Source organism: Sphingomonas caseinilytica (assembly GCF_023516455.1).
GTDB lineage: Bacteria > Pseudomonadota > Alphaproteobacteria > Sphingomonadales > Sphingomonadaceae > Sphingomicrobium > Sphingomicrobium caseinilyticum.
In genome coordinates, this window is the sequence record NZ_JAMGBA010000001.1 from 189,451 (window position 1) to 214,032 (window position 24,582).

21 protein-coding genes and 2 pseudogenes are annotated in these 24,582 nt (G+C 61.9%); 12 read left to right on the forward strand and 11 right to left on the reverse strand.

The features are described from left to right. The first annotated feature begins 5 nt into the window (after positions 1 to 5). The 3 genes from LZ496_RS00955 to LZ496_RS00965 all read left to right on the forward strand — a co-directional run bounded on the left by LZ496_RS00955 (position 6) and on the right by LZ496_RS00965 (position 3,702). The gene (locus LZ496_RS00955) at positions 6 to 1,181 is read left to right on the forward strand and encodes a tetratricopeptide repeat protein (RefSeq protein ID WP_249902736.1); all 1,176 of its coding nucleotides are present in this window, start codon (positions 6 to 8) and stop codon (positions 1,179 to 1,181) included. Continuing rightward, positions 1,178 to 2,545 (forward strand): O-antigen ligase family protein, encoded by a 1,368-nt coding sequence (locus tag LZ496_RS14030; protein ID WP_249902737.1) that lies wholly within the window; start codon positions 1,178 to 1,180, stop codon positions 2,543 to 2,545. Before LZ496_RS00955 ends, LZ496_RS14030 begins: the two co-directional genes overlap by 4 nt. Positions 2,546 to 2,661: 116 nt before the next feature. Beyond that, complete coding sequence (locus LZ496_RS00965; protein ID WP_249902738.1) at positions 2,662 to 3,702, forward strand: EpsG family protein; 1,041 nt, start codon at positions 2,662 to 2,664, stop codon at positions 3,700 to 3,702. Here LZ496_RS00965 and LZ496_RS00970 read toward each other — a convergent pair. From LZ496_RS00970 to LZ496_RS00980, 3 genes are read right to left on the reverse strand one after another with little or no spacing between them, the layout of a single operon-like run. Continuing rightward, on the reverse strand, positions 3,699 to 4,478 hold the full coding sequence (locus LZ496_RS00970) for a hypothetical protein (RefSeq protein ID WP_249902739.1): 780 nt from the start codon (positions 4,476 to 4,478) through the stop codon (positions 3,699 to 3,701). The two genes, LZ496_RS00965 and LZ496_RS00970, sit on opposite strands and share 4 nt — an antisense overlap. Then, positions 4,459 to 5,124: an HAD family hydrolase gene (locus LZ496_RS00975; protein ID WP_249902740.1), complete on the reverse strand. Its 666-nt coding sequence runs from the start codon at positions 5,122 to 5,124 to the stop codon at positions 4,459 to 4,461. The genes LZ496_RS00970 and LZ496_RS00975 overlap by 20 nt, the downstream gene beginning before the upstream one ends. Next, positions 5,121 to 6,485, reverse strand: a complete 1,365-nt coding sequence (locus LZ496_RS00980; protein WP_249902741.1) for a glycosyltransferase — start codon at positions 6,483 to 6,485, stop codon at positions 5,121 to 5,123. The genes LZ496_RS00975 and LZ496_RS00980 overlap by 4 nt, the downstream gene beginning before the upstream one ends. On the opposite strand from LZ496_RS00980, the gene LZ496_RS00985 reads away from it, so the two are divergent. After that, positions 6,466 to 7,476 carry a glycosyltransferase gene (locus tag LZ496_RS00985; RefSeq protein WP_249902742.1) on the forward strand — a complete coding sequence of 337 codons (1,011 nt, stop codon included), beginning with the start codon at positions 6,466 to 6,468 and terminating at the stop codon, positions 7,474 to 7,476. The genes LZ496_RS00980 and LZ496_RS00985 overlap by 20 nt on opposite strands. Here LZ496_RS00985 and LZ496_RS00990 read toward each other — a convergent pair. After that, the gene (locus tag LZ496_RS00990) at positions 7,456 to 8,790 is read right to left on the reverse strand and encodes a lipopolysaccharide biosynthesis protein (RefSeq protein ID WP_249902743.1); all 1,335 of its coding nucleotides are present in this window, start codon (positions 8,788 to 8,790) and stop codon (positions 7,456 to 7,458) included. The two genes, LZ496_RS00985 and LZ496_RS00990, sit on opposite strands and share 21 nt — an antisense overlap. 295 nt (positions 8,791 to 9,085) lie before the next feature. Between LZ496_RS00990 and LZ496_RS14120 the strand changes: the two are divergent. Continuing rightward, positions 9,086 to 9,313, forward strand: a pseudogene (locus LZ496_RS14120) (DapH/DapD/GlmU-related protein); the annotation flags it as partial. Positions 9,314 to 9,445: 132 nt separating this feature from the next. Continuing rightward, positions 9,446 to 11,431 (forward strand): asparagine synthase (glutamine-hydrolyzing), encoded by a 1,986-nt coding sequence (gene asnB / locus LZ496_RS01000; protein WP_249902744.1) that lies wholly within the window; start codon positions 9,446 to 9,448, stop codon positions 11,429 to 11,431. A 187-nt stretch (positions 11,432 to 11,618) separates the two neighbouring features. On the opposite strand, the pseudogene LZ496_RS01005 reads toward asnB, so the two are convergent. Next, positions 11,619 to 13,088: pseudogene (locus LZ496_RS01005) on the reverse strand (ATP-binding cassette domain-containing protein); the annotation flags it as partial. An 86-nt stretch (positions 13,089 to 13,174) separates the two neighbouring features. Next, positions 13,175 to 13,951, reverse strand: coding sequence for a 5'/3'-nucleotidase SurE (gene surE, locus LZ496_RS01010; protein ID WP_249902745.1), 777 nt, complete (start codon positions 13,949 to 13,951; stop codon positions 13,175 to 13,177). A 245-nt stretch (positions 13,952 to 14,196) separates the two neighbouring features. Between surE and dksA the strand changes: the two genes are divergently transcribed. After that, positions 14,197 to 14,661: an RNA polymerase-binding protein DksA gene (gene dksA, locus LZ496_RS01015; protein WP_436286442.1), complete on the forward strand. Its 465-nt coding sequence runs from the start codon at positions 14,197 to 14,199 to the stop codon at positions 14,659 to 14,661. Between the two features lie 105 nt (positions 14,662 to 14,766). Here the strand turns inward: dksA and LZ496_RS01020 are convergent, their stop codons facing one another. Beyond that, positions 14,767 to 14,922, reverse strand: coding sequence for a YdcH family protein (locus tag LZ496_RS01020; protein WP_249902746.1), 156 nt, complete (start codon positions 14,920 to 14,922; stop codon positions 14,767 to 14,769). A gap of 164 nt (positions 14,923 to 15,086) precedes the next feature. On the opposite strand from LZ496_RS01020, the gene LZ496_RS01025 reads away from it, so the two are divergent. The 4 genes from LZ496_RS01025 to LZ496_RS01040 all read left to right on the forward strand — a co-directional run bounded on the left by LZ496_RS01025 (position 15,087) and on the right by LZ496_RS01040 (position 17,472). After that, entirely contained in the window at positions 15,087 to 15,284 is a 198-nt protein-coding gene (locus LZ496_RS01025) for a YdcH family protein (RefSeq protein WP_249902747.1), read from the forward strand. A 100-nt stretch (positions 15,285 to 15,384) separates the two neighbouring features. Next, positions 15,385 to 15,879: a DUF1465 family protein gene (locus tag LZ496_RS01030; protein ID WP_249902748.1), complete on the forward strand. Its 495-nt coding sequence runs from the start codon at positions 15,385 to 15,387 to the stop codon at positions 15,877 to 15,879. A gap of 19 nt (positions 15,880 to 15,898) precedes the next feature. Further along, complete coding sequence (locus tag LZ496_RS01035) at positions 15,899 to 17,044, forward strand: iron-containing alcohol dehydrogenase (RefSeq protein WP_249902749.1); 1,146 nt, start codon at positions 15,899 to 15,901, stop codon at positions 17,042 to 17,044. A gap of 41 nt (positions 17,045 to 17,085) precedes the next feature. Next, entirely contained in the window at positions 17,086 to 17,472 is a 387-nt protein-coding gene (locus tag LZ496_RS01040; RefSeq protein WP_249902750.1) for an acyl-CoA thioesterase, read from the forward strand. Positions 17,473 to 17,543: 71 nt separating this feature from the next. On the opposite strand, the gene LZ496_RS01045 is transcribed toward LZ496_RS01040, so the two are convergent. Continuing rightward, on the reverse strand, positions 17,544 to 18,491 hold the full coding sequence (locus LZ496_RS01045; protein WP_249902751.1) for an NAD(P)H-dependent flavin oxidoreductase: 948 nt from the start codon (positions 18,489 to 18,491) through the stop codon (positions 17,544 to 17,546). 15 nt (positions 18,492 to 18,506) lie between these two features. Further along, on the reverse strand, positions 18,507 to 19,508 hold the full coding sequence (locus tag LZ496_RS01050; RefSeq protein ID WP_249902752.1) for a GDP-mannose 4,6-dehydratase: 1,002 nt from the start codon (positions 19,506 to 19,508) through the stop codon (positions 18,507 to 18,509). A 94-nt stretch (positions 19,509 to 19,602) separates the two neighbouring features. On the opposite strand from LZ496_RS01050, the gene acs reads away from it, so the two are divergent. Continuing rightward, positions 19,603 to 21,552 (forward strand): acetate--CoA ligase, encoded by a 1,950-nt coding sequence (gene acs, locus LZ496_RS01055; RefSeq protein WP_249902753.1) that lies wholly within the window; start codon positions 19,603 to 19,605, stop codon positions 21,550 to 21,552. On the opposite strand, the gene LZ496_RS01060 is transcribed toward acs, so the two are convergent. Together LZ496_RS01060 and LZ496_RS01065 are read right to left on the reverse strand one after the other, a co-directional pair. After that, a complete protein-coding gene (locus tag LZ496_RS01060) occupies positions 21,536 to 22,609 on the reverse strand; it encodes a nucleotidyltransferase domain-containing protein (RefSeq protein WP_249902754.1) in 1,074 nt (357 codons plus the stop codon). The genes acs and LZ496_RS01060 overlap by 17 nt on opposite strands. Further along, positions 22,606 to 24,537 carry an asparagine synthase-related protein gene (locus tag LZ496_RS01065; RefSeq protein ID WP_249902755.1) on the reverse strand — a complete coding sequence of 644 codons (1,932 nt, stop codon included), beginning with the start codon at positions 24,535 to 24,537 and terminating at the stop codon, positions 22,606 to 22,608. The genes LZ496_RS01060 and LZ496_RS01065 overlap by 4 nt, the downstream gene beginning before the upstream one ends. Positions 24,538 to 24,582 lie beyond the last annotated feature (45 nt).

Below are 24,582 nucleotides of genomic sequence, written 5' to 3' on the forward strand. Positions count from 1 at the left end.
CCTTCATGGCTTGGGGTCGCACGGCACTGGCGCTGGCCGTTGCGCTCTCCCTTGCGATCCTGATCGTCCTGGTTGCTCTGAGCCAATCGTACTCAGGCGGAAATGCCGCGAAATTGTCGAGGTTTTGGCCAGGCCATCCGGATGCCGTCTTGCAATCGGGCCTTGCGGAAATCGGTGCCAAGGCCGCAGCGGCAGAACCAATCGATCCGGCGCTGATCGATCACCTGCTGGACGCATCGGCGAAAGCGCCGCTCGCGCCGGAGCCTTTCCTGGTCCGCGGCGTCGAAGCCCAGTTGGCCGGGGATGAACAGCTCGCGCTGCGCGCCTTTATTGCCGCCCGCGAACGAAGTCCTCGAACGATCGCCGCTCGTTACTTCCTGGCGGATCATTATTTGAAGGCCGGGCAGACGGGGCAGGGGCTCGCCGAGATTTCCACCCTTGCCCGCCTGGTGCCGCAGAGCATCCCCGACATGGCTCCCTTTCTCGCTGCCTTCGCGCGTTCGCCGGGCGCTGCGCCGCAGGTCAGGCAAGTGCTTCGCACACATCCGCAGCTTGAACCTGTGTTGCTCGACGCGCTGTCGACCGATCCTGAAAACGTCGACCTGATCCTTGGGCTGTGGAACGGCCAAGGCGGCGAGCAGGATGCAATTTGGCAAAGGCGCCTGTTGAACCATCTCGTCGATGCCGGACGGTTCCAAATGGCGCGTGAGACCTGGGCTCGTTTTGCCGGCGTGGTTGCCGAGCCGAGCCGCCTCTTTGATCCCGAGTTTGGCAAGCCGGCGCCCCCCCCGTTCGGATGGAGCCTGGCGTCCGGTCCGGCGGGTGTCGCGGAATCGGAAGGGGACGGCCGGCTTCACGCATTGTTCTACGGGCGTGACGACGCGGTGCTTGCGACGCAGCTCCTGGTGCTGGAGCCCGGGCGCTACAGGCTTTCGATGAAGGCCGAGGCGACGGCCCCGTCATCAAGCTCCCTAGAATGGACCGTGAAATGCCTCCCCTCGTTGGATCCGGTAGCGGTCATCCCGCTGATCCGCTCCGGCTCGATTTCGCAATCATTTTCGGTGCCGACTACCGGTTGCCCGGCGCAGCGATTGGAATTGAACGGGACTGCTCAGCAAATGCCGCAACAGGCTGACGTCACGATCAGCCAATTCAACCTCCAGCCGGAGGTCGCCCGGTGATCGAACGGATAAGGCCCGCGGTTGCGCCCGCATATCTGTTCCTTTGCCTGCTGTTGGGAGGCAGTCCGCAGGGAGTATTGGGCAATGTCCTGCTCCAGCTGCTCGCCGTGGCGATCATCCTGTGGGCGCTGGTCGAATGGCGTGTCGATAGCCTGACCCGACCCGTGCGGCAGTTACTGATGATCGTGGCGGCCGCGATCTTGATCCTTGTGGCGCAGCTGTTGCCGCTGCCGGCCAGCGTCTGGAGCGCGCTACCCGGCCGCGACTTCGTCGTGGACGGGTTCAACCTGCTCGGCATTCCGCTGCCGGCAATGCCGGTATCGCTGGCTCCCTACGACAGCATTGCAATGCTGCCCGCCTTGCTTCCGCCGCTTGGAATGCTTGCCGCCATGATCGGCCTACGCGGATATTCGGCCCTGTCACTCGCCGTGGCTTTGATCGGGGGTGCGATGGCCGGCGTCCTGCTCGGAATCCTGCAGGTCAGCAGCCCCATGCCGATGGAATCCCCGTGGTATCTCTATCGGATCAGCAATTTCGGAGTTGCAACGGGCTTCTTCGCCAACAGCAACCACATGGCCAGCCTTTTGCTCGTCACAATTCCGTTCGTTGCATCGCTGGGCGCTACCATTCGCCATCGGTCGTCGGACGCGCGGTCGCGTGCCGTGGGCACCGCGGTTGTGTCGGGCGGATTGATCCTCGCGATCCTGGGCCTGGCACTCAATCGGTCGCTTGCCGGATACGGCCTTGGCGTTCCGGTCGTGCTGGCCAGCCTGATGATACTCTTCGGTTTGTCGGCCAAGTGGGTTCGCGGTTCGATCGCGGCGATCGGAATAACCGGGGCGGCGGCGATGGCGATACTTTGGGCTAGCCCCGTTGGATCGCAAATGGACAAGCTTGGCGTCAGCACGTCGATTGCGTCGCGACATGAGATTGTTTCGAACAGCACTGAACTGGCGCTTCAATTTGCGCCGTTCGGGTCCGGCATCGGGACCTTCCCGAAGCTCTACGTATTGACGGAAGATGCCGACAGGATCGACCGCTACTACGTCAATCATGCGCACAACGACTATCTTGAGCTAGCCGTCGAAACGGGCCTGCCGGGCGTCCTGCTGATCATCCTGTTCATGCTGTGGTGGGGAAGGTCAGTCGTGCAAATGCTGCGTTCTCCGGCCGCTGACCAGTTCGCGATGGCGGGAGCGATCGCGTCCGCGGCGATCCTCCTTCACAGCCTGGTCGATTATCCGCTGCGAACAGCCGCCATTAGCGCGGTCTTTGCCATGTCGATCGTGCTGGTCATTCAGTCCCGGCGGACGGCGCAAAAGGATACCGACCTTTGGCCCACCCGCCACATCGTCATCGACTGAGCCATGGACCGGATCACCTGCACAGCAGCCGTGACCGCCGAACTGGCTTGCTGGACGGTGCGCGATTGCCGACTTAGAACGGCCGCGCGGACCTGTTGCGCGAAGGATAGCATCGCTTGCTCGTCTATTGGCTGATGCTTGGATATTTCGCCGCGGGATCATTCTTCTACCGTCCTTCGCCGAACCAAAGAACCGGGTCGCTTCCGCTCTACTTCGGGACGGTCCTGGTCGCCCTCGCGATCGGCCTTCGATACAAGGTCGGCGCGGACTGGGAGGCGTACAGGTTCCTCTTTTCCTATGCGGGCTATGCCCCGCTGCATCGAGTTCTGAACATCGGTGATCCGGGCTATCAGCTGGTGAACTGGTCCGTTCAGCGTGCCGGTTTCGAACTTTGGCTGGTCAACCTCATCTGCGGCGCCATTTTCTCGATTGGCCTGTACCGATTTGCGCGCGCTCAACCGGATCCCTGGCTGACCTTCGTCGTCGCCGTCCCTTATCTCGTGGTAGTCGTGGCGATGGGCTACACGCGACAGGCAGCTGCCATCGGCATATTGATGGCCGGCCTGGCTTCGCTGCAACGTGGCTCGTCGGTCCTTCGCTTCACCATCTATATCGCGGTGGCCGCCCTGTTTCACAAAACCGTCGTAGCGATCTTGCCGCTCGTGGTCTTCGCCAGCCAACGCAGCCGGCTTCTCAACCTGCTGGCCGGGATCGCCGGTACGATCCTCCTGTACGACATTTTCCTATCGTCTTCGGTCGAAGGCTTCGTTCGCAATTACATCGATGCGGAATATAATTCCCAGGGAGCATTGATCAGGGTCGTCATGAACCTGGTGCCCGCGGTCGCCCTCCTGATGTTCCGCCGCCGCCTGTCGTTCAGTCCGGTTGAGGGAAGGATGTGGACCTATTTCGCCTGGGCCGCGGCGGTGATGCCCTTGGCACTGGCGATCCTGCCTTCGACAACGGTGATCGACAGGCTGTCGCTCTATCTGATCCCCCTGCAACTCGCCGTGCTGCCGCGACTTGCCCAATTGTTGAAGCAGCCCGGGCGGATGCTGGTGATTTGCTACGCAGTGTCAGTGATGTTCGTCTGGCTGAACTATGCCGCCCATGCGAAATATTGGGTACCGTATCGGATCCAGCCCGACTTGTTCTAGCGCGGGGCCTGCGGCAGCCGAGCCATCGCCCACCAGATTCCATAGATGACAAGATAATATGCCGTCAGCTCGACCAATGCCGTCGTTCGGAGCAGGTAAGCTGAAAAGAGCAGCAAGGGCGCCAGTGAAAGGATGAGGAAGAAGCCGAACTGCGGCTCCCTCCGCTCAGGCAGGTTCAATATGTCCTTACTGTCCAGATAGCCCAGGAATCGTGGGAAGCTGTATAACAGCAACGCTGTCAGGATCGCCGCTGGCAGCGAGGCGGCGGGCAAGGCAGCCAAGACTGGCAGTAGAAACCGAAGGGTTGCAAGTTCGTAGAAGGACGCCAGGCGCAGCCCGTTCGACTGGAATATATTGTGCTGGGCGATGGCCAGGCACAGCGCTGCGTAGCCGGCCAGCCAGAGCGGATTGTCGATCCATCCGGTCAACACGCCGACGACCGCCCAGACGGCAAGACGAATTGCAACGAATGCCAGCGCGAATGATGGCGTAATTGGAAAATTCAATCGCTGACGGCCTTGCGGTGATCGGGGTGCGTCCCAGGCATCGTTGACGAGGTATCCGATCTCGTAAATCGAGATATAGGCGAGATAGCCCGCAGCGAAGGCGAGCGCCGAACCGGCTACACTGAGGTCGGTTAGCCTCCACAGCAGCCAAATCGCGGGCAGCCATGATGTCGCGACGAGATAGGTCATTTCGCGCGACGTCCAGGCACGGGAAGTAGCGAAGTAGGCAAAGGGGAACAGGCAGATCGCCCTAGAGGCTGATATATTCACAATTATCCCCCGCCCATCGGTCCTGCCGTCTGCCGCGCGGCAGTACGATTGTCGCTCGGCCCACACTTGCTACCAGATTCTTGTCGGATCGGTTGTCGGTATAGACCCAGGTTTCGATACCCGGTCCCGCAAGGCCGCGCAGTTGATCCGCTTTTCTACCGGTAAGGTCGGCGGCCAAGCGCCCCGTGCACAGGTCGTCGTCGAATTCCAGGACGGATGCCCGATATTCGGTGTCCAGGACGGCTGCGATCTGGCTGACGACCAGATCGATGCTGCTCGACATCAATATGACCCGATCCCCAGCCTCTTGATGCGCTTTCAGCCTGTCGTGAATTGGCTGGTTGGCGGATGCCGGAAGGATGTCGCGCACATATTGAAATGCTGCATCCGTCAATCGGCTCCGGGGTTCGCCGTCCAATGCGGCAATGATCCGCTGTCGTGCGACATCCCAACCGAGCAAATGATGCGCCGCCGCGCCCGCGTAAAAGAATGGCGACCCTCGATCGAGCCAGCGCGAAAGGGCTTTTGCGAGCGCACCGCTCGCATGGCGGGACTGATAGTAGCGAATGAATCCAATGGTCGTATTGGCGTCGTAGAGGGTGTCACAGACGTCGAATATCACCAGGCGGGAGGCGCTGTCGCTCATCGCAATCCTACATCGACCGCGGTGTGAAGATCACGATAAATGGCCTGATAAGCGTCGGCTGCCACGTCGAGGTCGAACGGCTGCGCTCGCCTCCGCAATGCCTGACGGTCAACGGTCCGCAACTTGAAGAATGCATCGACCGCAGCGCCCACATCCTCCGCACCGAAATCGGAAAGGAGGTGCCCCGCGTCGAGCTTCGTCACAATCTCTTCCACGTCCCCGACGCATGTGTTGGCGATAACCGGGATGCCGCTCGCCAGATATTCGGCAAGCTTTGTCGGCGATACGCCCTTGCTCGAAGGCCGCGGAATGATGAAGCAGGTACCTACATCGACGGCGCCAAGCCATTTGGGCAATTCGCTTCGTTCCCCCGCGACGACGATCACATCCTTTTCATCAAGGCTGACCCCCATGTCGGCGGCCAGCGACAATATCTCCGCCGCCTGGTTGCGCCCGATAAACAACGCCTTCGCCCGCGGGTCGCGGCGCTTGATGGCCTCGAAAAGCTGAAGATGGCGGCCGATCATGTAGACCGTTCCAATCGATCCAAGATATCCGAGAACCGGATCTTCCGGGCCGATCCCAAGCCGCAGTCGCGTCTCAAGCGCCGCCGACCGGTCGGCAACCTCGAATATGTCGAAATCGGCACAGCATGGGATCACCGAAATGGGTGCCCCCCGATAGGCGGCACAACTCTCGACCTCCCGTTTTGCGGCATGGGTCAGTACGATGATGTGGTCCGCTTGCTTTACGAGCCGCGCCTCATGGCCCTTCCAGCGCCGATACAACCAGTTGCCGATCGGGCTACGCCGCGACCAGCGGCCCCCTTCGCGGCGCTGGTCCGGCCAGAAACCACGCATGTCGAATAGCAACGGCGTGCCGTGGCGGCGCTTGATCGCCAATCCGGCCATCGCGGCAGGGTAGCTGCGGCAATGAAGAAGATCGAAGCGGGTTTCGCCAATTGCAGCGCTGGCTGCCCGCTGCATGGCCAGCTGATCGATGAATTTGGCGAGATAAGGAGGGCTGCTTCGGAATCGCTTGGGGCGCCAATCGATTCCGGCATCGCGGCAAGTGCGCTCGACCTCAGCCCCGATGATCGCCTGTCGGTCGGGCTTTTCGAAGCTGACAACGGTGAAGCGCGCGCCAGCCGCCGCACTGCCCAATAGATAGGGCAACACTTGTGACTGGCCGATAAAGTCGGTCAGGCCGTCGTAGGTGATGTAGAGTATCTTCATCGGCTTCGCTTGAGACTTAGCCGATCGCCAATGGGCGACAAGATCAGTTCCCGCGAGGCGCCGCCGAGGTGGTGCGACGCCAATGTCCGTGCCATCACCTGCCGCAATGGCCAGCGTCTCCGTCATCATCACTTGCTTCAACCTGGAACGATACATCGGCAAGGCCATCGAGTCCGTGCTCGCCCAGGATTGCCCGGTGCCAGTGGAAATCATTGTCGTCGACGACTGCTCCACCGACGCAAGCGCCGCCATCATCCAGTCCCATCCGGAGGTCCGCTACGTCCGCACGCCAAGCAACAGCGGCGTACTGCTGGCCACGCTGGAAGGGATAAAGTCGTCCAGCGGCGAACTCATTTTCTTTCTAGACGGCGACGACCTGTGGGAACCGGACAAGCTGTCGCTTTGCGTCGCTGCATTTGACCAGGATCCAGGCTGCGCACTGGTGACGCATGACCTCGGCTTTATCGACCAGGATGGCGAGTTCGTTGAGAGGATTTCGCGTCCCAAGCAGGTCCTGGGTCCGCTGTCGGTGGCCAGTCGCGGTCCCGCGGTGATCGACGCTATCCTGCATCACCGCGACTATGTGTGGTTGGGAAGCGCGCTGGGCATTCGCAGATCGCGGGCCCGCCTGGATGAGTTCGCCGGTTGGGCAACGGCCTTGCCCGACCCCGCCAACACCTATCAGGATTGGCCGCTTGCCTATTGGGTCGCGTCATTGGGTGGCGCAACTGCTTCCTTCTTGCCGGCGCGATTGTTTCGCTACCGCCTGCATGGGGCAAATCACAGCGGCGATGCAGGCACCGCCGATCGCGCCGTCCGGAACTTTACCAGGGCCAAGAATACGCTTCTGGCGATGAAAGACATCGCAGTCAGTCGGGAATTACCTGGCCATGTCCAATTCATGCTTGAGAGCCGAGCAAATGCGAACGCCTATCTAGCCTCTCTCCATAATGTTGGGGCCATCCGGGCGTTCTCCGGGTTTGCCGGCAGTGCCCGCGAATTTCTCAGGAAAGGAGAGTTGGCGAAGGAGGTGGCACGTTTCACAGGTGTCTTGCTTGCCGGGCCCGACCGGTTTGCGCGATGGGCTGCGCGGCGCTCAGGCGGCAGACCGCAGTAGCGGAAGAAGAGTAGAATCGACGCCAAGCCGGCGTAGCCCCCATCGCCACGACAGGAACCCGGTTGAGCCGTTGGACAGGATGATGGCGGCGGCCGCACCGGCCGGGCCGAACTCCATGATCAGCGGGACGGCGGCCAGCATGCCCAGCCCAACGGAAAACAGGTAGATCCGGATCAGGTGACGTTCGCCTTCGCACATCGCCAGCAGGATTGGCCCCATTCCGAAGAAGGCGAAGACAAGTTGTGCCACGCACATCAGGAACAATGGCAGCCATGCCGACCCATAGGCCGGGCCGAATACCAGCTCGATGAGGTCGCGGCCGATGAGCCATGCAGCAAGGGTAATGGGAACGACCGCGAGGACGAGCGTCATGCTGGTCCGGCTCAGCAACTGCTGCAGCTCGACCACCCGGCCTGACTTCTGGAGCGGCCCAAGTCGCGGGGCAAGGACGACATGCAGGATCGTGACGGGCATCGCGACAACGACGCTGCACGCAACTGCGACACGGAAGATGCCGAGCGCTTCGTCGCTTGCAAGCCATCCCATCATCACCACGCCATAGGCCCCGTCGAGCTGGCGGAGGATATCGACCGCGCCAAGGGGCAGGGCAGCCGCGGCCCAGGGGATGGCCGGCAAGGTGTCAGTCTGGCCCTCACCGCGCGGGATTGCGCCCCTGATCCATGCGAAGCTGACAATTGCCGCAATCAATGCAACGAACACCTGTGCCCACAGGGCCAATGTTGCGGTCAGGCCAATGCCAGCCAGCAACAAGGACAGCATGACGACAAGCGTGAGGACGGGCCTGGCGAAGATATCCATGACCTGGCCCCTGAACAGCTGTCCGAGGCCTCTAAGCTCAGCAGCCAGTAACGACGTGACGCCGATGAGCATCATCAAGGCCGCTCCCGGGAGTAAGAGGCTGATCGTGCTCCCGTCGCCGCTATCGAGTGTCGCGCCGACGAGGATCGCGATCACTGCGATCAGTGCTGACGCGGCGGCCGTAGCCAGCCCGAAGCGCTTGAACAGGGATCGAATCCCGGCCCAATCCCCGCGGTCCTTGCGAATGCTGAACTCCCGCACGGCAAGCTGCGGCGTTCCCAATAGCCCCGCGCTCATTCCCAGCGCCGCAAGCGTCGTCACCAGTCCATAGATGCCGAATTGCGCTGGGCCCAATAGTCGAGCGAGCAACACACCGAGCAGGAATGTGGACGCGAGACCAGCGATGCGCAGCGCCAGGCTGGACATGCTCGCATGGATGACCTGCCGGCCCTCCGCCAACATTTCCGCAACCCGCGAGCGAGACCTACTCATCATGGTTGCGGAGCTAACCGGCCACGCATAGCGATTTCAATTGGCCCCATGGCAGGGGATGCTGCTTATATGCATGGAGAGATGGGAGGGGCCATTGCTGCAACGGTTAAGGCGCTACTGGCTGGCGCTCAAGGGCTACCGGAAATTTGGCAAGCGGGTGGAAGTTTTCGGCAACTTCACCGTCATCAATCCGAAGAATGTTCGGATCGGCACTCGGTGCGCGATCAACCATGACGTGTTCATCCTCGGCCGGACCGGCATCACGATCGAGGACGATGTCGTTCTTTCGGCTCGCTGCATGTTGCTCGATGGAGGACTTCAGGCGGCCGGTTTCCAGTCGACCGAGACGCGCGGCTACAAGGAGGAGCCGATAACCATCCAGCGTGGCGCCTGGGTCGGTGCCGGTGCAATCATCCTTCCCGGCGTGACAGTCGGCAGCAGAAGCATTATCGGCGCCGGAAGCGTCGTGACGAGGGACGTCCCCCCTAATACGATCGTCGCCGGTAACCCCGCGCGGCCAATTGGGTCTATCGATAGCTAGATTGAGTGCTCGACGAACTGGGCGCCGGTTCGCGTCGTGGCTTTCCGGGTTTGCCCAGACGCATGAACGAGAATACTTCCCTTTCACTTCTTTGAGTTCAAGCGAAACGACAAATCCATGTGCGGAATTGCCGGCCTTTTCACTCTCGACCGCATCGACCCGGCTCTGCTGAGGCGGATGGGCGATGCGATCGCGCACCGTGGGCCGGACGATCAGGGGATTTGGTCGGACGAAAGCGCCGGGATCGGATTTTCCCATCGACGTCTATCGATCCTCGATCTTTCGGCCGAGGGGCATCAACCGATGCACTCGGCGAACGGGCGCTTCGTCATCTGCTTCAATGGCGAGATCTATAATCATGCCGAAATTCGCACCGAGCTCGAGCAAGCGGGCCTGACGCCCGAGACCGGCTGGCGCGGCCACTCCGACACCGAAATCCTGCTCCAGGCCTTTGTCGCGTGGGGCGTTGAAGTCGCAATATCCAGGACGGTCGGGATGTTCGCCCTGGCACTGTGGGACCGCCAGGAACGGCTGCTTCACCTCGCCCGCGACCGGTTTGGGGAGAAGCCGCTATTTTATGGCTGGGCGGGTCGCGACCTGGTCTTTGGGTCGGAACTGAAGGCACTCCGCACCCATCCAAAGTTCGAACCGACTATCGACCGGGCCGCACTGAAAGCCTTCGTGGCGCGGACGTACATTCCCGCTCCACTGTCCATCTATCGGGGCATTTTCAAACTGCTGCCTGGCACCATCCTCACCGTGTCGCCGGCAGCACTGGAACAGCCCGGATCCGGCCCGGCAGAGGAGGGTAGGGCTGGCCCCGTGCAGCTCCGCCGCTACTGGAACTATCGCGACGTCGTCCGCGAGGGATTGGCAAATCCGATCGAGGATGAGGCCGAGGCAATCGAACTGCTTGAGCGGGCGCTCAGCCAGTCAATTGGGGGACAGTCCTTCGCCGACGTCCCTGTCGGCGCCTTCCTTTCCGGCGGCATCGACAGTTCGACGATCGTCGCCCTTTATCAGAAATATTCGGCGCAGCCGGTTCGAACCTATTCGATCGGGTTCGACGAGGCCGGCTTCAACGAGGCCGAACATGCCAAGGCCGTCGCAGCGCAGCTGGGGACGATCCATCACGAGTATTATGTGACGGTCGCCGAGGCGCGTGACGCCATTCCGATGCTGCCGACGATGTTCGATGAGCCTTTCGCGGATTCTTCCCAGATCCCGACATTACTGATCAGCCGTTTCGCACGGCACGACGTAAAGGTGGCGCTGACCGGCGATGGCGGGGACGAACTGTTCGGCGGCTACAATCGGCATGTCATGGCACCCCGGCTGTGGGGTCAGCTCCGGCGGGTTCCACTAGCGCTAAGGTCGATCGCCGCGGGGCCGCTTTCCCGCATTTCGCCGGACGCCTGGGAAAGAATGGCGCGACTGGTCCATGGTTCAAGCGGGCCGTTTGTCGGTGCCCGTATCCAGAAGGGACTCCGGATCGCGCAATCCGCCTCAACATTCGATGATATCTACCTGAGCTTCCTCGACGAATGGGGTCCCGGGGAGAATCCGGTGCTGTCTGCCGACGTTCAAGCAGGCTTCGATCTAGATGTGGGTGATAGCGCCAGCGACACCGAAAGGATGATGTATTGCGACGCCGTCAGCTATTTGCCCGACGATATTTTGGCGAAGGTCGATCGCGCATCGATGGCGGTCGGCCTGGAAACACGAGTTCCCTTCCTGGACCATCGCGTCGCCGCCCTGGCTGCCCGTATTCCTGAGACCATGAAGATCCGCAGCGGGCAGGGGAAACACGTCTTGCGCCAGCTCCTGTATCGGGAGGCGCCCCGCCACTTGTTCGAACGGCCGAAGGCCGGCTTTGCGATTCCGGTGGGGCAATGGATCAAGGGACCGCTGAGGCCTTGGGCGGAAGAGTTGCTCGATCCCAGGCATATGGCCGAGGAGGGCTGGTTCAATCCGGCGATCGTTCAGCGCCGCTGGCAGGACCATCTTGCCGGCCGGCGCGATGCAACGCCGGCACTGTGGGCGGTGCTGATGTTCCAGGCGTGGATGCGGGAGCAGAAGGGCCGGATGGCCTTGGCCGCCTGACAGGCATTTCCTGTGCCGCGGCGGAGCGCACCAATCTTCCTTCGTCCAACATCAACAACTGGTCGCAGCTTTCCACTGTCGAGGAGCGGTGGGCGATGATGACGATGGTGCAGCCGCGCTCCTGCAAGCGGTCGAGCGACGCCATCACCGCGGCCTCCGTTTCCTCGTCCAGCGAACTCGTCGCTTCGTCGAGCACCAGCAAAGGCGCCTGCTTGTAAATCGCGCGGGCCAAAGCGAGGCGTTGCCGCTGGCCTCCGGACAATCTTGCCCCCCGTTCGCCGATCATCGTGTCATATCCGTGCGGAAGTGAGGCAATGAATGCATCGAGGTGCGCTGCGCCTGCGGCCGCCGCGACCCGGGCCACATCCGGTTCCTCGCCGGGGGCCACCAAGGCGATGTTTCTCGCGATCGTCGTGTCCGCGAGGAAGATGGACTGCGGCACATGGGCGACCGATCTTCGCCAGGCCGCGAGGTCGGCGGCGAGAAGCGGCCTGCCGTCCACCAATATCTGGCCTTCGGTCGGTTCGATTAGGCCCATCAGCAAGTCGGCCAGCGTACTTTTGCCGGCGCCGGTTTTGCCAACGATCGCAGTGCGAGCACCATGTGGAATGGCAAAGTCGAGATCGCTAAGGGCGGCTGCTTCTCGATCTGAATAATGAAATCCAACCTGTTGAAATTTAATGTCCTTGTGGAACGAAATTTTGGTGTGATGTTCTTCCACCCGATCGACCGGCAGCCTCAGCATGGAGGTGACGTCCCGCAAGATCGGTGCGGATGAAGTGAAGCCGGTCCAGGCAGAGTAGATCTGGCTGCTGAGCGGCAACAGTCGCTGCGCTCCAAGCGTCAGCGCTCCCAGCACGGGGAGCGCGGCAGGAAGGCCGCCGGGTCGAGTAGCCAGGAACAGACCGAATAGGGCGATGAGGCAAAGGCCGATGCCTTCGGCAAGGTATCGCGGCGCTCCGGTAAGGAACATCGCCTCGGCCCGAGCACGCTGGAAGGGTTGGTCTATCGATTTGAACGCGGCGAGGTGGGTAGGCTGCGATTGGTCGATAATGACGTCGCGAATGCCGCCAATGCTTTCCTGCACCTGCTGAATCCGTCGCTCATAGGCACGGGCCAATATGTCCGTGCTGGCGTTGAGCCGGCGCCGGAACATGATCGATACGAAGCCGTAGAGCATTGCGACTAGCGCCGCCGCCGCGGCTGCGCTGAGCGGGTCTACCTTGAGCAGCACGGCGATAACCGCCAGCGAAATGATTGCGGCGCTGATGCCTTGGAGGCCGCGCTGCGCCAGATCGAAGGCGAGCTGGTCGACCTTATCCAACGATGCGACCGGCTTGCTGCTGTTGGACTCGACATGGAACAGATAGGGCTGGTGAAGCAGCCGGTGCTGGACGGCGAGGTTGAGATCGTGGCCAAACCGGGCCGAGAAGCGAAGCGTCGACCAGGACAGAAGCAGCCTTAGCGCGGCGGCCGTGAGAGACGCGGCCACGAACAGGATAGCGGCCGCCGACAGTGGCGAATCCGGCGAAATCCACTCGATCCAGCCGCGCAGCATCGGCAGAATCGCCATTTCCGGGCCTCTTCCGGTCAGGATCGAGAGCACCGGAACGACCGCGGCAACCATGAGCATCTCGGCGGCTGCCGCGATCGGCATCAGCAGGCTGAGCCGAACAAGCTCCCGCCGTCTTTCAGACGGCACTGCGCCAAATATCGTTCGAATCTCGGCCGTGACCGGGATCGTCACCGGACATTCTCTCCAAACCGGTCGGCCAAGAGATCGAGACCAGGCTCGTGCGTCAGGTCGAGATAGAGCGGCGTGACGGCCACATAGCCGTCGGCGACCACTTCGAGGTCGGTGACATGGCCCGGCGTTTCGACGGTCGGGGCAAGACCGAACCAATAATAGCGATAACCCCGGGGATCGGTCCGTTCGACAATCCTCAGCCGCCCATAGTCGCGGATACCCTGCCGGCAGACTCGGACACCCTTGATCGCGTCGGGTTCCATCGCAGGGAAATTCACATTTATCAGCGTGCCCGGCGTGAAGGGCGCCTCCATTAGCGGGCGGAGCACGCGCTCGGCCCAAGCTTCGGCCGCGGCGAACGGTACCTGGTCGCCAAGTCCTTCGCGAGAGTAGACCTGGCTAAGAGCGATCGAGCGCAGGCCGGCCAGCGCGCCTTCCATCGCGGCCGAGACGGTTCCGGAATAGGTGACGTCCTCGGCCAAGTTGGCGCCGCGGTTGACGCCGGACAGGATAAGGTCGGGCGGATTGTCCTTCATGACATGGGCCAGAGCCATCATCACGGCGTCGGTCGGCGTTCCGCTGACCGAATATTTCCGGTCGCCGTGCTTCCGAAGACGGATAGGGCGGCTGAGCGTCAGCGAATGGCCGGCGCCCGATTGCTCTTCGGCGGGAGCGACCATCCAAATGTCGTCCGACAGCTTCGCGGCGATCGACTCGAGCACCGCAAAACCGGGGGCATGGATGCCGTCGTCATTGGTCAGGAGAATGCGCATTTCGGTCATCCTATGCGGATTGTGCGGCGATGGGACAACCACCTGAGGCATCCCCGCAACAATCCACAGTTAATTTGGAAAATGGCCGGTCAGTCCTTGTTAAGGCGGCCAGCCTTAACTATTAGCGCGTTGGGGACACTAGCATACCCGGGTTAAGTATCGGGAATGTATAGTGTATTTGCCTCCGGCCGTTACCGGAGCACCGGTCGCGGCAGCGGCAGGCGCTTGTGTCGGGGAGGGAGTGAATGGCTACCGCTCTAGTGGACCTTTACGGTTCAGGTTCAGAACAATTTGACCAGATAGTGTTGCCGGAAGGCTATCGTCCCGCAGAGGACGAAGACTTCATGGGCGTTCAGCAGCGGGCTTATTTCCTGCAGAAGCTCAAGGACTGGAAAGAATCCATCATTGAGGAAAGCCGCGCGACCATGGCGCAGCTTCAGGTCGATTCACTGCGCGAGCCGGATATTGCCGACCGCGCATCGAGCGAAACCGATTGGTCGATCGAGCTTCGCACCCGCGATCGCCAGCGCAAGCTGATCGCCAAGATCGATGCGGCGGTTCGCCGCCTCTACGATGGCGAATATGGCTATTGCGAAGTGACCGGCGATCCCATCTCGCTTGCCCGGCTCGAGGCCCGTCCGATCGCGACGATGACCCTTGAAGCCCAGGAAAAGCATGAGCGGATCGAGCGAGTCTCGCGGGACGATTGAAGCGCGCAGCCAATCCGGGGGATTGGCGAGCACTTCAATGACGGTTCTCACAAAAAAGGCCGGCTGCTCTTAAGAGTGGCCGGCCTTTTTTCTGGCCTACGTGCGCTAGTGTCCGACTAGCTCATCCTTCAGCCTAAGCTTTTCCTTCTTCAAGCGCGTCAACAAGTCCAGGTCCGGATGCGGGCGATGCTCTTCTGCGTCGATAACTGCGTGAAGAGCGGCATGTTTAGATGCGATTGCCTCGGCATGGGCCTTGTCCATCGGTCAATTTCCTTTCGTTGGCTGACGCGTGACAACTTCGTGAATAAATCACGAAATGAAGCGTTTGTCGCTAGGCAAAGATCACGGCTCGACGGGCAGAAAATACGTCTTGGCGATGATGGGCCAAACGTGACGGCAGGATGTGCTTCCTGTAAGGCAGGGACATGAACGACGACGATCCGCGAGAAGTTCTCCAGCTTCTCAAAGCCGAGCACCGCCGTCTCGACGAGGAAATCGAGCTCCTGCGATCATCCGGAAATTGCGATCAGCTGGAGCTGGCGCGGATGAAAAAGAAGAAGCTGGCGCTGAAGGACGAGATTCAGGTCCTTAGCGACCGCATCATTCCCGACATCATCGCGTGAAGATTGATGTCCACGGGCGGGACAGCCGGTTCTGCCGCATTGCCCAATTGCCGAGACGGGCGTTTCCTATGGTCCTCCTAGATGGCAGAATCAGCGTCGCATGACCGAATCGGACGAAGAATGGCAGGGAATGGAAGCGCGGATCACGCCGCGGCTGATCGATTCCCTTTATACGGAAGCGATGCTCCTGGCCGATGAGGCGCGTGCCTATTTTGACGAAACCGGGCGCGATGACCGGCAATTGCTGGAGCCTTTTGCCCGCGTTGGCTTCGCCTGTGAGTCGTTGAAGGTCACGACCCGGATCATGCATATCGTCGCCTGGCTATTGACCCAGAAGGCGGTGGAGAGCGGAGAGATCAGGTCGGTGGACGGCAGGCGTCCGGAGCGGCGGCTTGGCCATGCCAACGAGAGCGATCCCGCCGTGATCGTCCAGATGCCGGAAGCAGCGCAACGCCTCATCAATTCGAGCGCGGATCTTTACTCCCGGATCAAGCGACTGGACGAAGGCCAGCTAGTGGATGAGCCCGCGCCGAGCCCGGCGCGCGCCTTGATGGGCAGGCTGGAACGAGACTTCATCTGGAATCGCGACGGCTAAATCATTAGCGTCGGCGCCCATGCGCCCCTTCACCTTTAATCGCGGTCCAAGAATCATATCCGGAGATGGCTGCGCAACGCGGCTCGCCGATATGCTTCCTGACGGGCCATGCCTGTTCGTCACAGACAAGGACGTGCTGCGCCTCGGTCTGACGGACGCGTGCCGGTCTGCGCTCGAGGCGGGCGGGCGCGAGATCATCCTGTTCGACAGCGTCGAAGCCGATCCTTCGAAGGATACGCTGCTTGCTGCGGTCGAGTTGGGACGGCGTCATGACGTCACTCATGTCGTCGGCTTCGGAGGCGGCAGTCCGATGGATGTCGCAAAGCTGGCGGCTTACCTGCTCGGTTCGGGCGATGTGCTCGATGAGGTTTGGGGCGTTGATATCGCGAGGGGCGCGCGCCTGCCGCTTGCGCTGGTTCCGACGACGGCCGGTACCGGGTCGGAGGCGACGCCGATCTCCGTGATCACCTGCGAGGGAGGCGTGAAGCTGGCCGTTAATTCGCGGCCGCTGGTGGCCGATTGGGCGGCGCTGGACGCCAGCCTGACGCTGGGCCTTCCGGCTCATGTCACGGCGGCGACGGGCATCGACGCCATCGTCCATGCGGTCGAGGCCTATACGTCGGTCCGGCTCAAGAACCCGCTGTCCGACGCATTGGCGCGCGAGGCGCTAAACCTGCTGTCGGCCAATCTGATCAGGGCGATCGAGGAGCCGCGGAATGTCGAGGCGCGCTCGGCGATGCTCCTGGGCGCGCATCTTGCCGGTCTGGCCTTCGCCAATGCCCCGGTCGCCGGCGTTCATGCGCTGGCCTATCCGCTCGGCGGAATCCACCATCTGCCGCACGGACTTTCCAATGCGCTGATGCTGCGGGTCGTGCTGCAGCATAACAGTGAGGCGGCAAGGGAGCTTTATGCCGAACTGGCGCCGATCCTGGTACCGGAATGCGAGGGGCAGGGGAGCCAGGCGCGATGTGCAGCATTGATCGACCGGCTTGACCGGCTGGTCGCGGAAAGCGGGTTGAAACCCCGGCTTCGCGATCATGGCATTCCGGAGGAGGATATCCCGATGCTGGCCAAGGAAGCGATGCGGCAGACCCGGCTGCTCGTGAACAACCCATGCCCGATCGAGGAAGAAGATGCGCGGCGCCTATATGAGGCTGCCTGGTGACGCGCGTGGCGCCGCGGGGGCGGGCGGACTATCGCTGGTTCATGACGATTGCGACGCGCTGGGCGGACAATGATGCCTACGGTCACGTCAACAATACCGTCTATTACCAATGGTTCGATACGGCGGTGAATGCCTGGCTGGTCGAAGCTGGGTTGCTGGATATCGAAGCTGGCGACCCGATCGGTTTGGTGGTCGAAACCAGCTGCACCTATTTTTCGCCGCTCAGCTTTCCGGGTGACGTCGAGGTCGGCATCGCGGTCGAGCGGCTCGGGAGCTCGAGCGTCACTTATCGGATCGGCGTGTTTGGAGTGGGTTCAAGCGAGGCAAGCGCGCAGGGCCATTTTACTCATGTCTATGTTGGACGCGAGAGCAGGCGGCCGACGGAATTGCCGGGTGAGTGGCGGGAGAAGTTGGGAACTCTCGTATGATCGTCATCCCCGCGAAACCGGGGACCCAGCTACAAAAATCTAGGTTCCCGCTTTCGCGGGAATGACGAAGTCTAAAGTCGAGCCTTCGCCGCCTCATATTCCCGAGCCAGCCGATTGATCAGCTCCGCCGCCGGGGTAACCTTGTCGATCATCCCGATGCCCTGTCCCGATCCCCAGATATCCCGCCATGCCTTGGCGCCCGTCGCGGACTGGAAGTTCATGGCGTCCGGACCCGGCTGGGGCAGGTTTTCAGGATCGAGGCCCGCCGCGACGATCGACTTGCGCAGGTAATTGCCGCTGACCCCGGTGAACAAGGCGGAGGTGACAATGTCGGCCGCGCCGCCCTCGATGATCGCTTCCTTATACTCGTCGGTCGCGCGCGCTTCCGGCGTGGCGATGAAAGGCGAGCCGATATAGGCGAAATCGGCACCCATCGCCTTGGCCGCGAGCACCGCTCCTCCCGTCGCAATCGCTCCGGACAGGGCCAGCGGGCCATCGAACCATTTGCGGATTTCCTGGACCAGCGCGAAGGGCGACCAGCGCCCGGCGTGGCCGCCGGCACCCGCCGCGACTGCGATCAGCCCGTCCGCGCCCTTCTCGATCGCCTTGCGGGCGAAGCGGTCGTCGATAATGTCGTGGAGCGTAATGCCGCCCCATCCGTGAACCGCCTCGTTGAGCTCAACCCGTGCGCCGAGCGACGTGATGACGATCGGCACCTTCCACTTGGCGCAAACCATCATGTCATGTTCGAACCGGTCGTTGGACCGGTGGACGATCTGATTGACGGCGAAGGGCGCAGACGGAGTGTCGGGGTGGTCGCGATCGTAGGCGGCAAGTTCTTCCGTGATCTGGTGGATCCACTCGTCCAGCTGGCTTGCCGGCCGCGCGTTCAAGGATGGGAAGCTGCCGACGATGCCAGCCTTGCACTGGGCAATGACCAGGTCGGGGTTCGAAACGATGAACAAAGGCGCGCCGATGACCGGAATGCGCAGACGGTCGAAAATGGCTGGGACGGGCATTCGAGCTCCTCGGGTCTAGTCTATCCGGTGGTACGCCTTGAACCATTCGACGAATTTCGGAACGCCGTCATCGATGGTGGTACTGGGCTCGAAGCCATGGTCACGCTGGATGGCACTGATGTCGGCGAACGTATCCTTGACGTCGCCCGCCTGCATCGGTTGGAAATCGATCTCGGCCTTCCTGCCGGTCGCCTGCTCGAGCAGCCCGACCATCCGCATCAACTCTTCCGACCGGTGATTGCCGATATTGTAGATGGCATGCGGGCTGCTGCTTCCGCCCGCCTTCGCCTCGCCGTTGTCCGCGGGCGGCCCATCGAGGCAGGCCAGGACTCCGCTGACGATGTCGTCGATGTAGGTGAAATCGCGCCGCATATCGCCCTGATTGAAGATGGAGAGCGGGCGGCCTTCGTATAGCGCCTTGGTGAAGATCCACATCGCCATGTCGGGCCGGCCCCAGGGCCCGTAGACGGTGAAGAAGCGCAGGCCCGTCATCGGCATCCGGAAGAGATGGGCGTAGCTTTCGCTCATCAACTCGTCCGACTTCTTCGTCGCTGCGTAGAGGGAGATGGGATGGTCGACCCGATCCTCGACGCGGAACGGCAGGCTGTCGTTGCCGCCATAGACGGATGAGGAACTGGCATAGACGAAGTGGCTGGCGCCGCTGTGGCGGGCCAGCTCAAGCATGTTGATCTGCCCCATGAGGTTGGAGCGGACATAGGCCTGGGGATTGACCAGCGAGTAGCGGACACCCGCCTGGGCGCCCAAGTGGACGATGCGATCGAACCGGTGCGGCCTGGCGAATTGCTCCAGCGCCTGCTGATCGCCAAAATCCACGGTTTCGAACGTGAAAGCATTGCCGTGCGCTGCCTTCAGCCGTTCGATCCGGGCGAGCTTCAGCGCCGGGTCGTAGTAATCGTTGAGATTGTCGATTCCGACGACCTGCTGGCCGCGATCGAGCAGCGCCATGGCGACATGCGATCCGATGAAGCCGGCGGCGCCAGTTACGAGCAAAGTCATGCCGCGTTGCTAGCGCGGCAAGTCGCAGCTTGCGAGGGGCTTTGCACGGACGCTACGGAAGCTAAGCTGCACGGCAGCAAAAGGAGAGGCTGGGATGACCGACGAGCTTTATCCGGTGCCCGCCGAATGGGCCGAAAAGGCGATCATCAACGCCGATCGCTATGCCGCCAAGTATCGCGAGTCGGTCGAGGATCCGGACGGGTTCTGGCGCCGCGAAGCGCAGCGGATCGACTGGATCAAGCCGTTCACGACGGTCAAGGATACCAGCTTCCACGAGGATGACTTCAACATCAGCTGGTTCGGTGACGGAACGCTCAACCTGTCATCGAATTGCCTCGACCGGCATCTGGCAACACGGGGAAGCGCGACCGCGATCATCTGGGAAGCTGACGATCCCAACGAGCGCGGCATGACTATCAGCTATCGCGAATTGCACAGCATGGTCTGCCGCTTCGCCAACGCGCTGAAGGCGCAAGGGGTGAAGCGCGGCGATCGGGTGACGATCTATCTTCCGATGGTGCCCGAAGCGGCGGTCGCGATGCTCGCCTGCGCCCGGATCGGCGCGATCCATTCGGTCGTGTTCGGCGGCTTCTCGCCCGATGCGCTGGCGGGGCGGATCAAGGATTGCGACAGCAGCCTGGTGATCACGGCGGACGAGGGACTTCGCGGCGGCAGGGTCGTTCCCTTGAAGCATAATGTCGACGAGGCGCTGGATCAGTGCACGTCCGTCACACGGGTCATCGTCATGCGTCGCACCGATACCGACGTCCCGATGACGGAGGGCCGCGACATCTGGTGGCTGGATGCGGAAGCCGGAGTTACCGCCGACTGCCCGCCGGAAGAGATGGGCGCGGAGGACCCGCTGTTCATCCTCTACACGTCCGGATCGACCGGCCAGCCCAAGGGCGTCCTGCACACCACCGGCGGCTATGCGGTCTGGACGTCGATGACGCACGAATATGTCTTCGATTACCGCCCCGGTCAGATTTACTGGTGCGCGGCGGACATCGGCTGGGTCACCGGCCACAGCTATATCGTCTACGGACCGCTGGCGAATGGCGCGACCATCGTCATGTACGAAGGCGTGCCCAATTGGCCCGATCCCAGCCGGATCTGGCAGGTCGTCGACAAGCACCAGGTCGAGATCCTCTACACGGCACCGACGGCGATCCGGGCACTGGAGCGTGAAGGCGATGAATGGGTCAAAAAGACATCGCGTAAGTCGTTGAAATTGCTGGGCACGGTCGGCGAGCCGATCAACCCGGAAGCCTGGGGCTGGTATCACAGCGTCGTGGGCGAGGGGCGTTGCCCGATCGTCGACACCTATTGGCAGACGGAAACCGGCGCGACGATGATCTCGCCAATGCCCGGCGCGACCGATTTGAAGCCGGGCAGCGCAAGCAAGCCGATGTTCGGAGTGAAGCCGGCGCTGGTGGATGACAAGGGCCACATATTGGAGGGTGCCGTAAGCGGCGCCCTGGTGATCACCGATAGCTGGCCCGGCCAGATGCGGAGCGTCTGGGGCGATCCGGCGCGCTTCTTCAACACCTATTTCACCCACTATCCGGGCTATTATTTTACCGGCGACGGCTGCCGGCGGGACGAAGACGGCTATTACTGGATCACGGGGCGGATCGACGACGTCATCAACGTGTCCGGCCACCGGCTGGGTACAGCGGAGATCGAGAGCGCCTTGGTCGCTCACGAAAAAGTGGCAGAGGCTGCGGTCGTGGGCATGCCGCACGAGATCAAGGGTCAGGGCATTTACGCCTATGTGACGGTCAACGCCGGCTGCCAGGTAGACGAGAAGTTGCGAACCGAACTGATCCACTGGGTGCGCGCCGAGATCGGACCGATCGCGACACCGGACGTCATCCAGTTCGCGCCAGCGCTCCCCAAGACCAGGTCGGGGAAGATCATGCGCCGGATCCTGCGGAAGATCGCGGAAGGGGATATCTCGCATCTCGGCGATACTTCGACTCTGGCGGACCCGGCAGTTGTCGATGACCTTGTGGCGAACCGGCCCTCTAATGCCGGAGGCTGAGCAGTCCCGCCTGTCGCCTTAGTTCCGAATATTTGAATCCAATGCCTGGCCGAAGCAGGAACTGGGTCCAGTGGATCGGCAAGGTTCCAAGCAGGCGCTCGGTCGGTTCGCCGATCCTCGTCATCATCCGCAGCGCGGCTTCGCAAAGCAGTTTGGCGGTCCAATCCTCGGAAAGAAGCCCCTTAAGTCTTGGACTTGGACCAAGCACCTGAAAGAGCGTGTCGGCCAGCAGCAAAGCCTGTCCGAAAGCCCGGGCCGAGCCGAGCTGCTGGGATTGCCGGTACAGACTCTCAACGTCTTCGCCGCTTTTCCCGGCGAGCCGCGCTGCGAAATCGGAAATCCACTTCAGCCGGAACCAGGCGCTCGAGGCTCCGTGGACGGCGAGGTAGGCGAGTAGTTCCTCCTCGGCCAACGTCGGCAGTCTGATGTCTGGCGCGACCTCAACCCATTGGTTCGGGGAGTGGACGTCGATTGTCGGGATTAGCAGCGGATTGTCGGCGAGGCGTGTGTGAAGCTCGACATGAAAGGCGCCGTCCCGGTCCCAGACGGACTCCTTGCTACGGGCGTGCCAAGCCGAAAGTTTGGCCGCATCCGCCGGAATTTGAAGAGTGTAGCCGAGCGAGGAAATCAAGTCGGATGCTTGTTCCAGGTCCCGCGGGTCGATCAGAAGATCGATGTCCCAGCCCATCTTGAGGAGGGGGTAACGGTAGGCCAGCGCCCCGACCGTCAGCCCTTTGACGAAGAGCAGGGGGACTCCGGCTCCCTCGAATGCCTGGAGAAGCGCTTGGCTCTCCTTCGCGATACCGAGGTTCGTGGCTGCAACCGATCGGGCATCCGACGACAGTGCTTCCTTCGCTGGATGAGGGAGGTCTTCGAACTTCGCCAGCGCATTCCACACCAGCCCCTGAACCCGGTGCCGCCGCGCAAGCTCAACGAGCAGGTTCCAATCGAGACCAGGCAAAATTTCGGGTCGCGCATGCTCCGGCGCTGATCGGAAATTCCATTGGCAGCAGCGGGTCAGCAGCGAGAATTCCGGTCCGATCGCTAATGGCTTCACCGTTCGTTCCGGCCTTCGACATAGTCGATGAAACGCGCGGTCAGCAGGCCGCGGGGGACTGCGAACTCCCGCGCAAAAAATTGCTGCGGGTCGGTTTCGGTATCCTCAGGCCAATCTTCCAGCGCGGCGCGCAGTCTCGGCAAATCAAGCATCTCGGCCATTCGCTCATCTTTCGCCAGCCGATCCAGCTCGGCAACGAGGTCGGATCGACGTCGCCCGAGGCGAAGGAGCCAGTCGGCATCCCAACGGCCATTCAACCGATTGGTCCGCTGCTCTTCCGGCATGATCCCCTTGGCCATTTCCTTGGCAAGCCAGCGCGTACGGCCATCCCTCATGAACATTTCCACCGGAAGGCCGAAGCAAAATTCAACGAAGGGGCGATAGGCCATCGGATCACGCAGCGCGACGCCATACATTTGTTCGAATGCCTGATAGACCTCCGCCGCGTCGGCATCGCCGTTCATGAAGAGCATCTTCTGTGCGTGCCTGCGGTTGCGGGGCTGATACCGTTCGATGCCGACGCCTGACTGCTTCAAGCGGCGTTCTGCCCCCGAGATCTTGCGATACTTGCTTCCAAGCGGCTGCATCAGGTCCAGCAGGGACCGATGCCTGGGCTTGGCAACTTTCCTTGCGGCGCTCCAAACGAAGTCCGGCATCAATGGCATCAGGCAGCGAAGCAGGAATCGTCCAAACACCGAGCGATCGTCATTGTTGATGCAGGTAAGGGCTCGCCACAGCTGCCGCCACCTGCCAGTCAGGAAGTACTCAACATAGCCCCACTCGCCCTTGTCGCTGAAGGTGTAGTTGCCCCACTCGGCCAGCAGCAGCACGTCACAGCGTTCGCGCGCGGCCCCCGACAGAAGGCCATGGAAGACATACATGTTGCTCAGCCCTGAGGGAGCCGCGCCCATCAGGTGGAAGAAATCATTCCAGCGGTAATCGTGCTCATAACCTTCATTTGCGGTGAAATGGGGTTCGAGGCGCGGATGCATGGCGGCGAAAGCCTCGACCATGGGCCGCTCGTTGCCGAGGAAATATTCCTGGACCCGCTCGTCGTAGCCAGTTTCCGGATGAAAGGTGAAGGTCGGCAGCGCTTCGTCGGCGGCCATGCATTCCAGCGCCCGAAGTGCGACTTGCGGACTATCGAGGCCCGCCGAGAGCGTTGCCCCCGGTCGTTGAAAGCCCGCCAAGCAGGTACGGACCCCGTCATCCAGAAGTTCGCTGGCCCGCGCGACATATTCCGCATCGCCGCCAAGGCGAACCGCCGGCATAGCAAACAGGTCATAATATTGGCGGAGCACTCGTGACCTACCGCGCCGAAGCTCGACGATGTGACCGGTCGGCACCTTGAACAGCTTCTCGAAATAGGTCGCTTCCAGGTCGCTGAAGTTCAGCAGTGCGCTGTCAGCCAGCCTTTCCTCATTGAGCCTTTGTTCTACGCCGGCGGCAAAAATGGCCCGCGGAACCGACGATGCAGCGACGAGGCCCTCGTCGTGGAAATAGTGGAGGGGCGGCGCCCTCAACGGACTTCGCGACAGACGCAACGTTTCGCTGTCCGGGTCGGCGATGATCGCGCAATATTCGCCGATGATCCGCCGGTCGGCATCGTCTCCCCACCGCTCGACAGCCAAGCCGTAGAGCAGGGCAGGGTTCGACGGATCGGCCCCCATCTCGGCAGCAATCGATGCAGCATTGTCGAAATAGCCGTGAAACGCTGCGATTCGGCCGCTGGGCATGGCCGATGGCTTCCAGGAGCGGCTCTTGGCAGCCGAGGAACGCAGCTCCCGATATGCGAAGTGCAAGCCACCGATGCTGGCTGAGCCAGCATGGCCGCCAATGCCGGCGCACAGTGACGATGCGAGCCGCTGCGAGAGTAGCTGAGGGCCTTCGTCGGCAGGGCGGCCCCAGGGCCATGCGAAAGCGAGCATCAGGTGCCCAAAGTAAATGAGAAGGGCCTAGAGTTCGCCAATCGG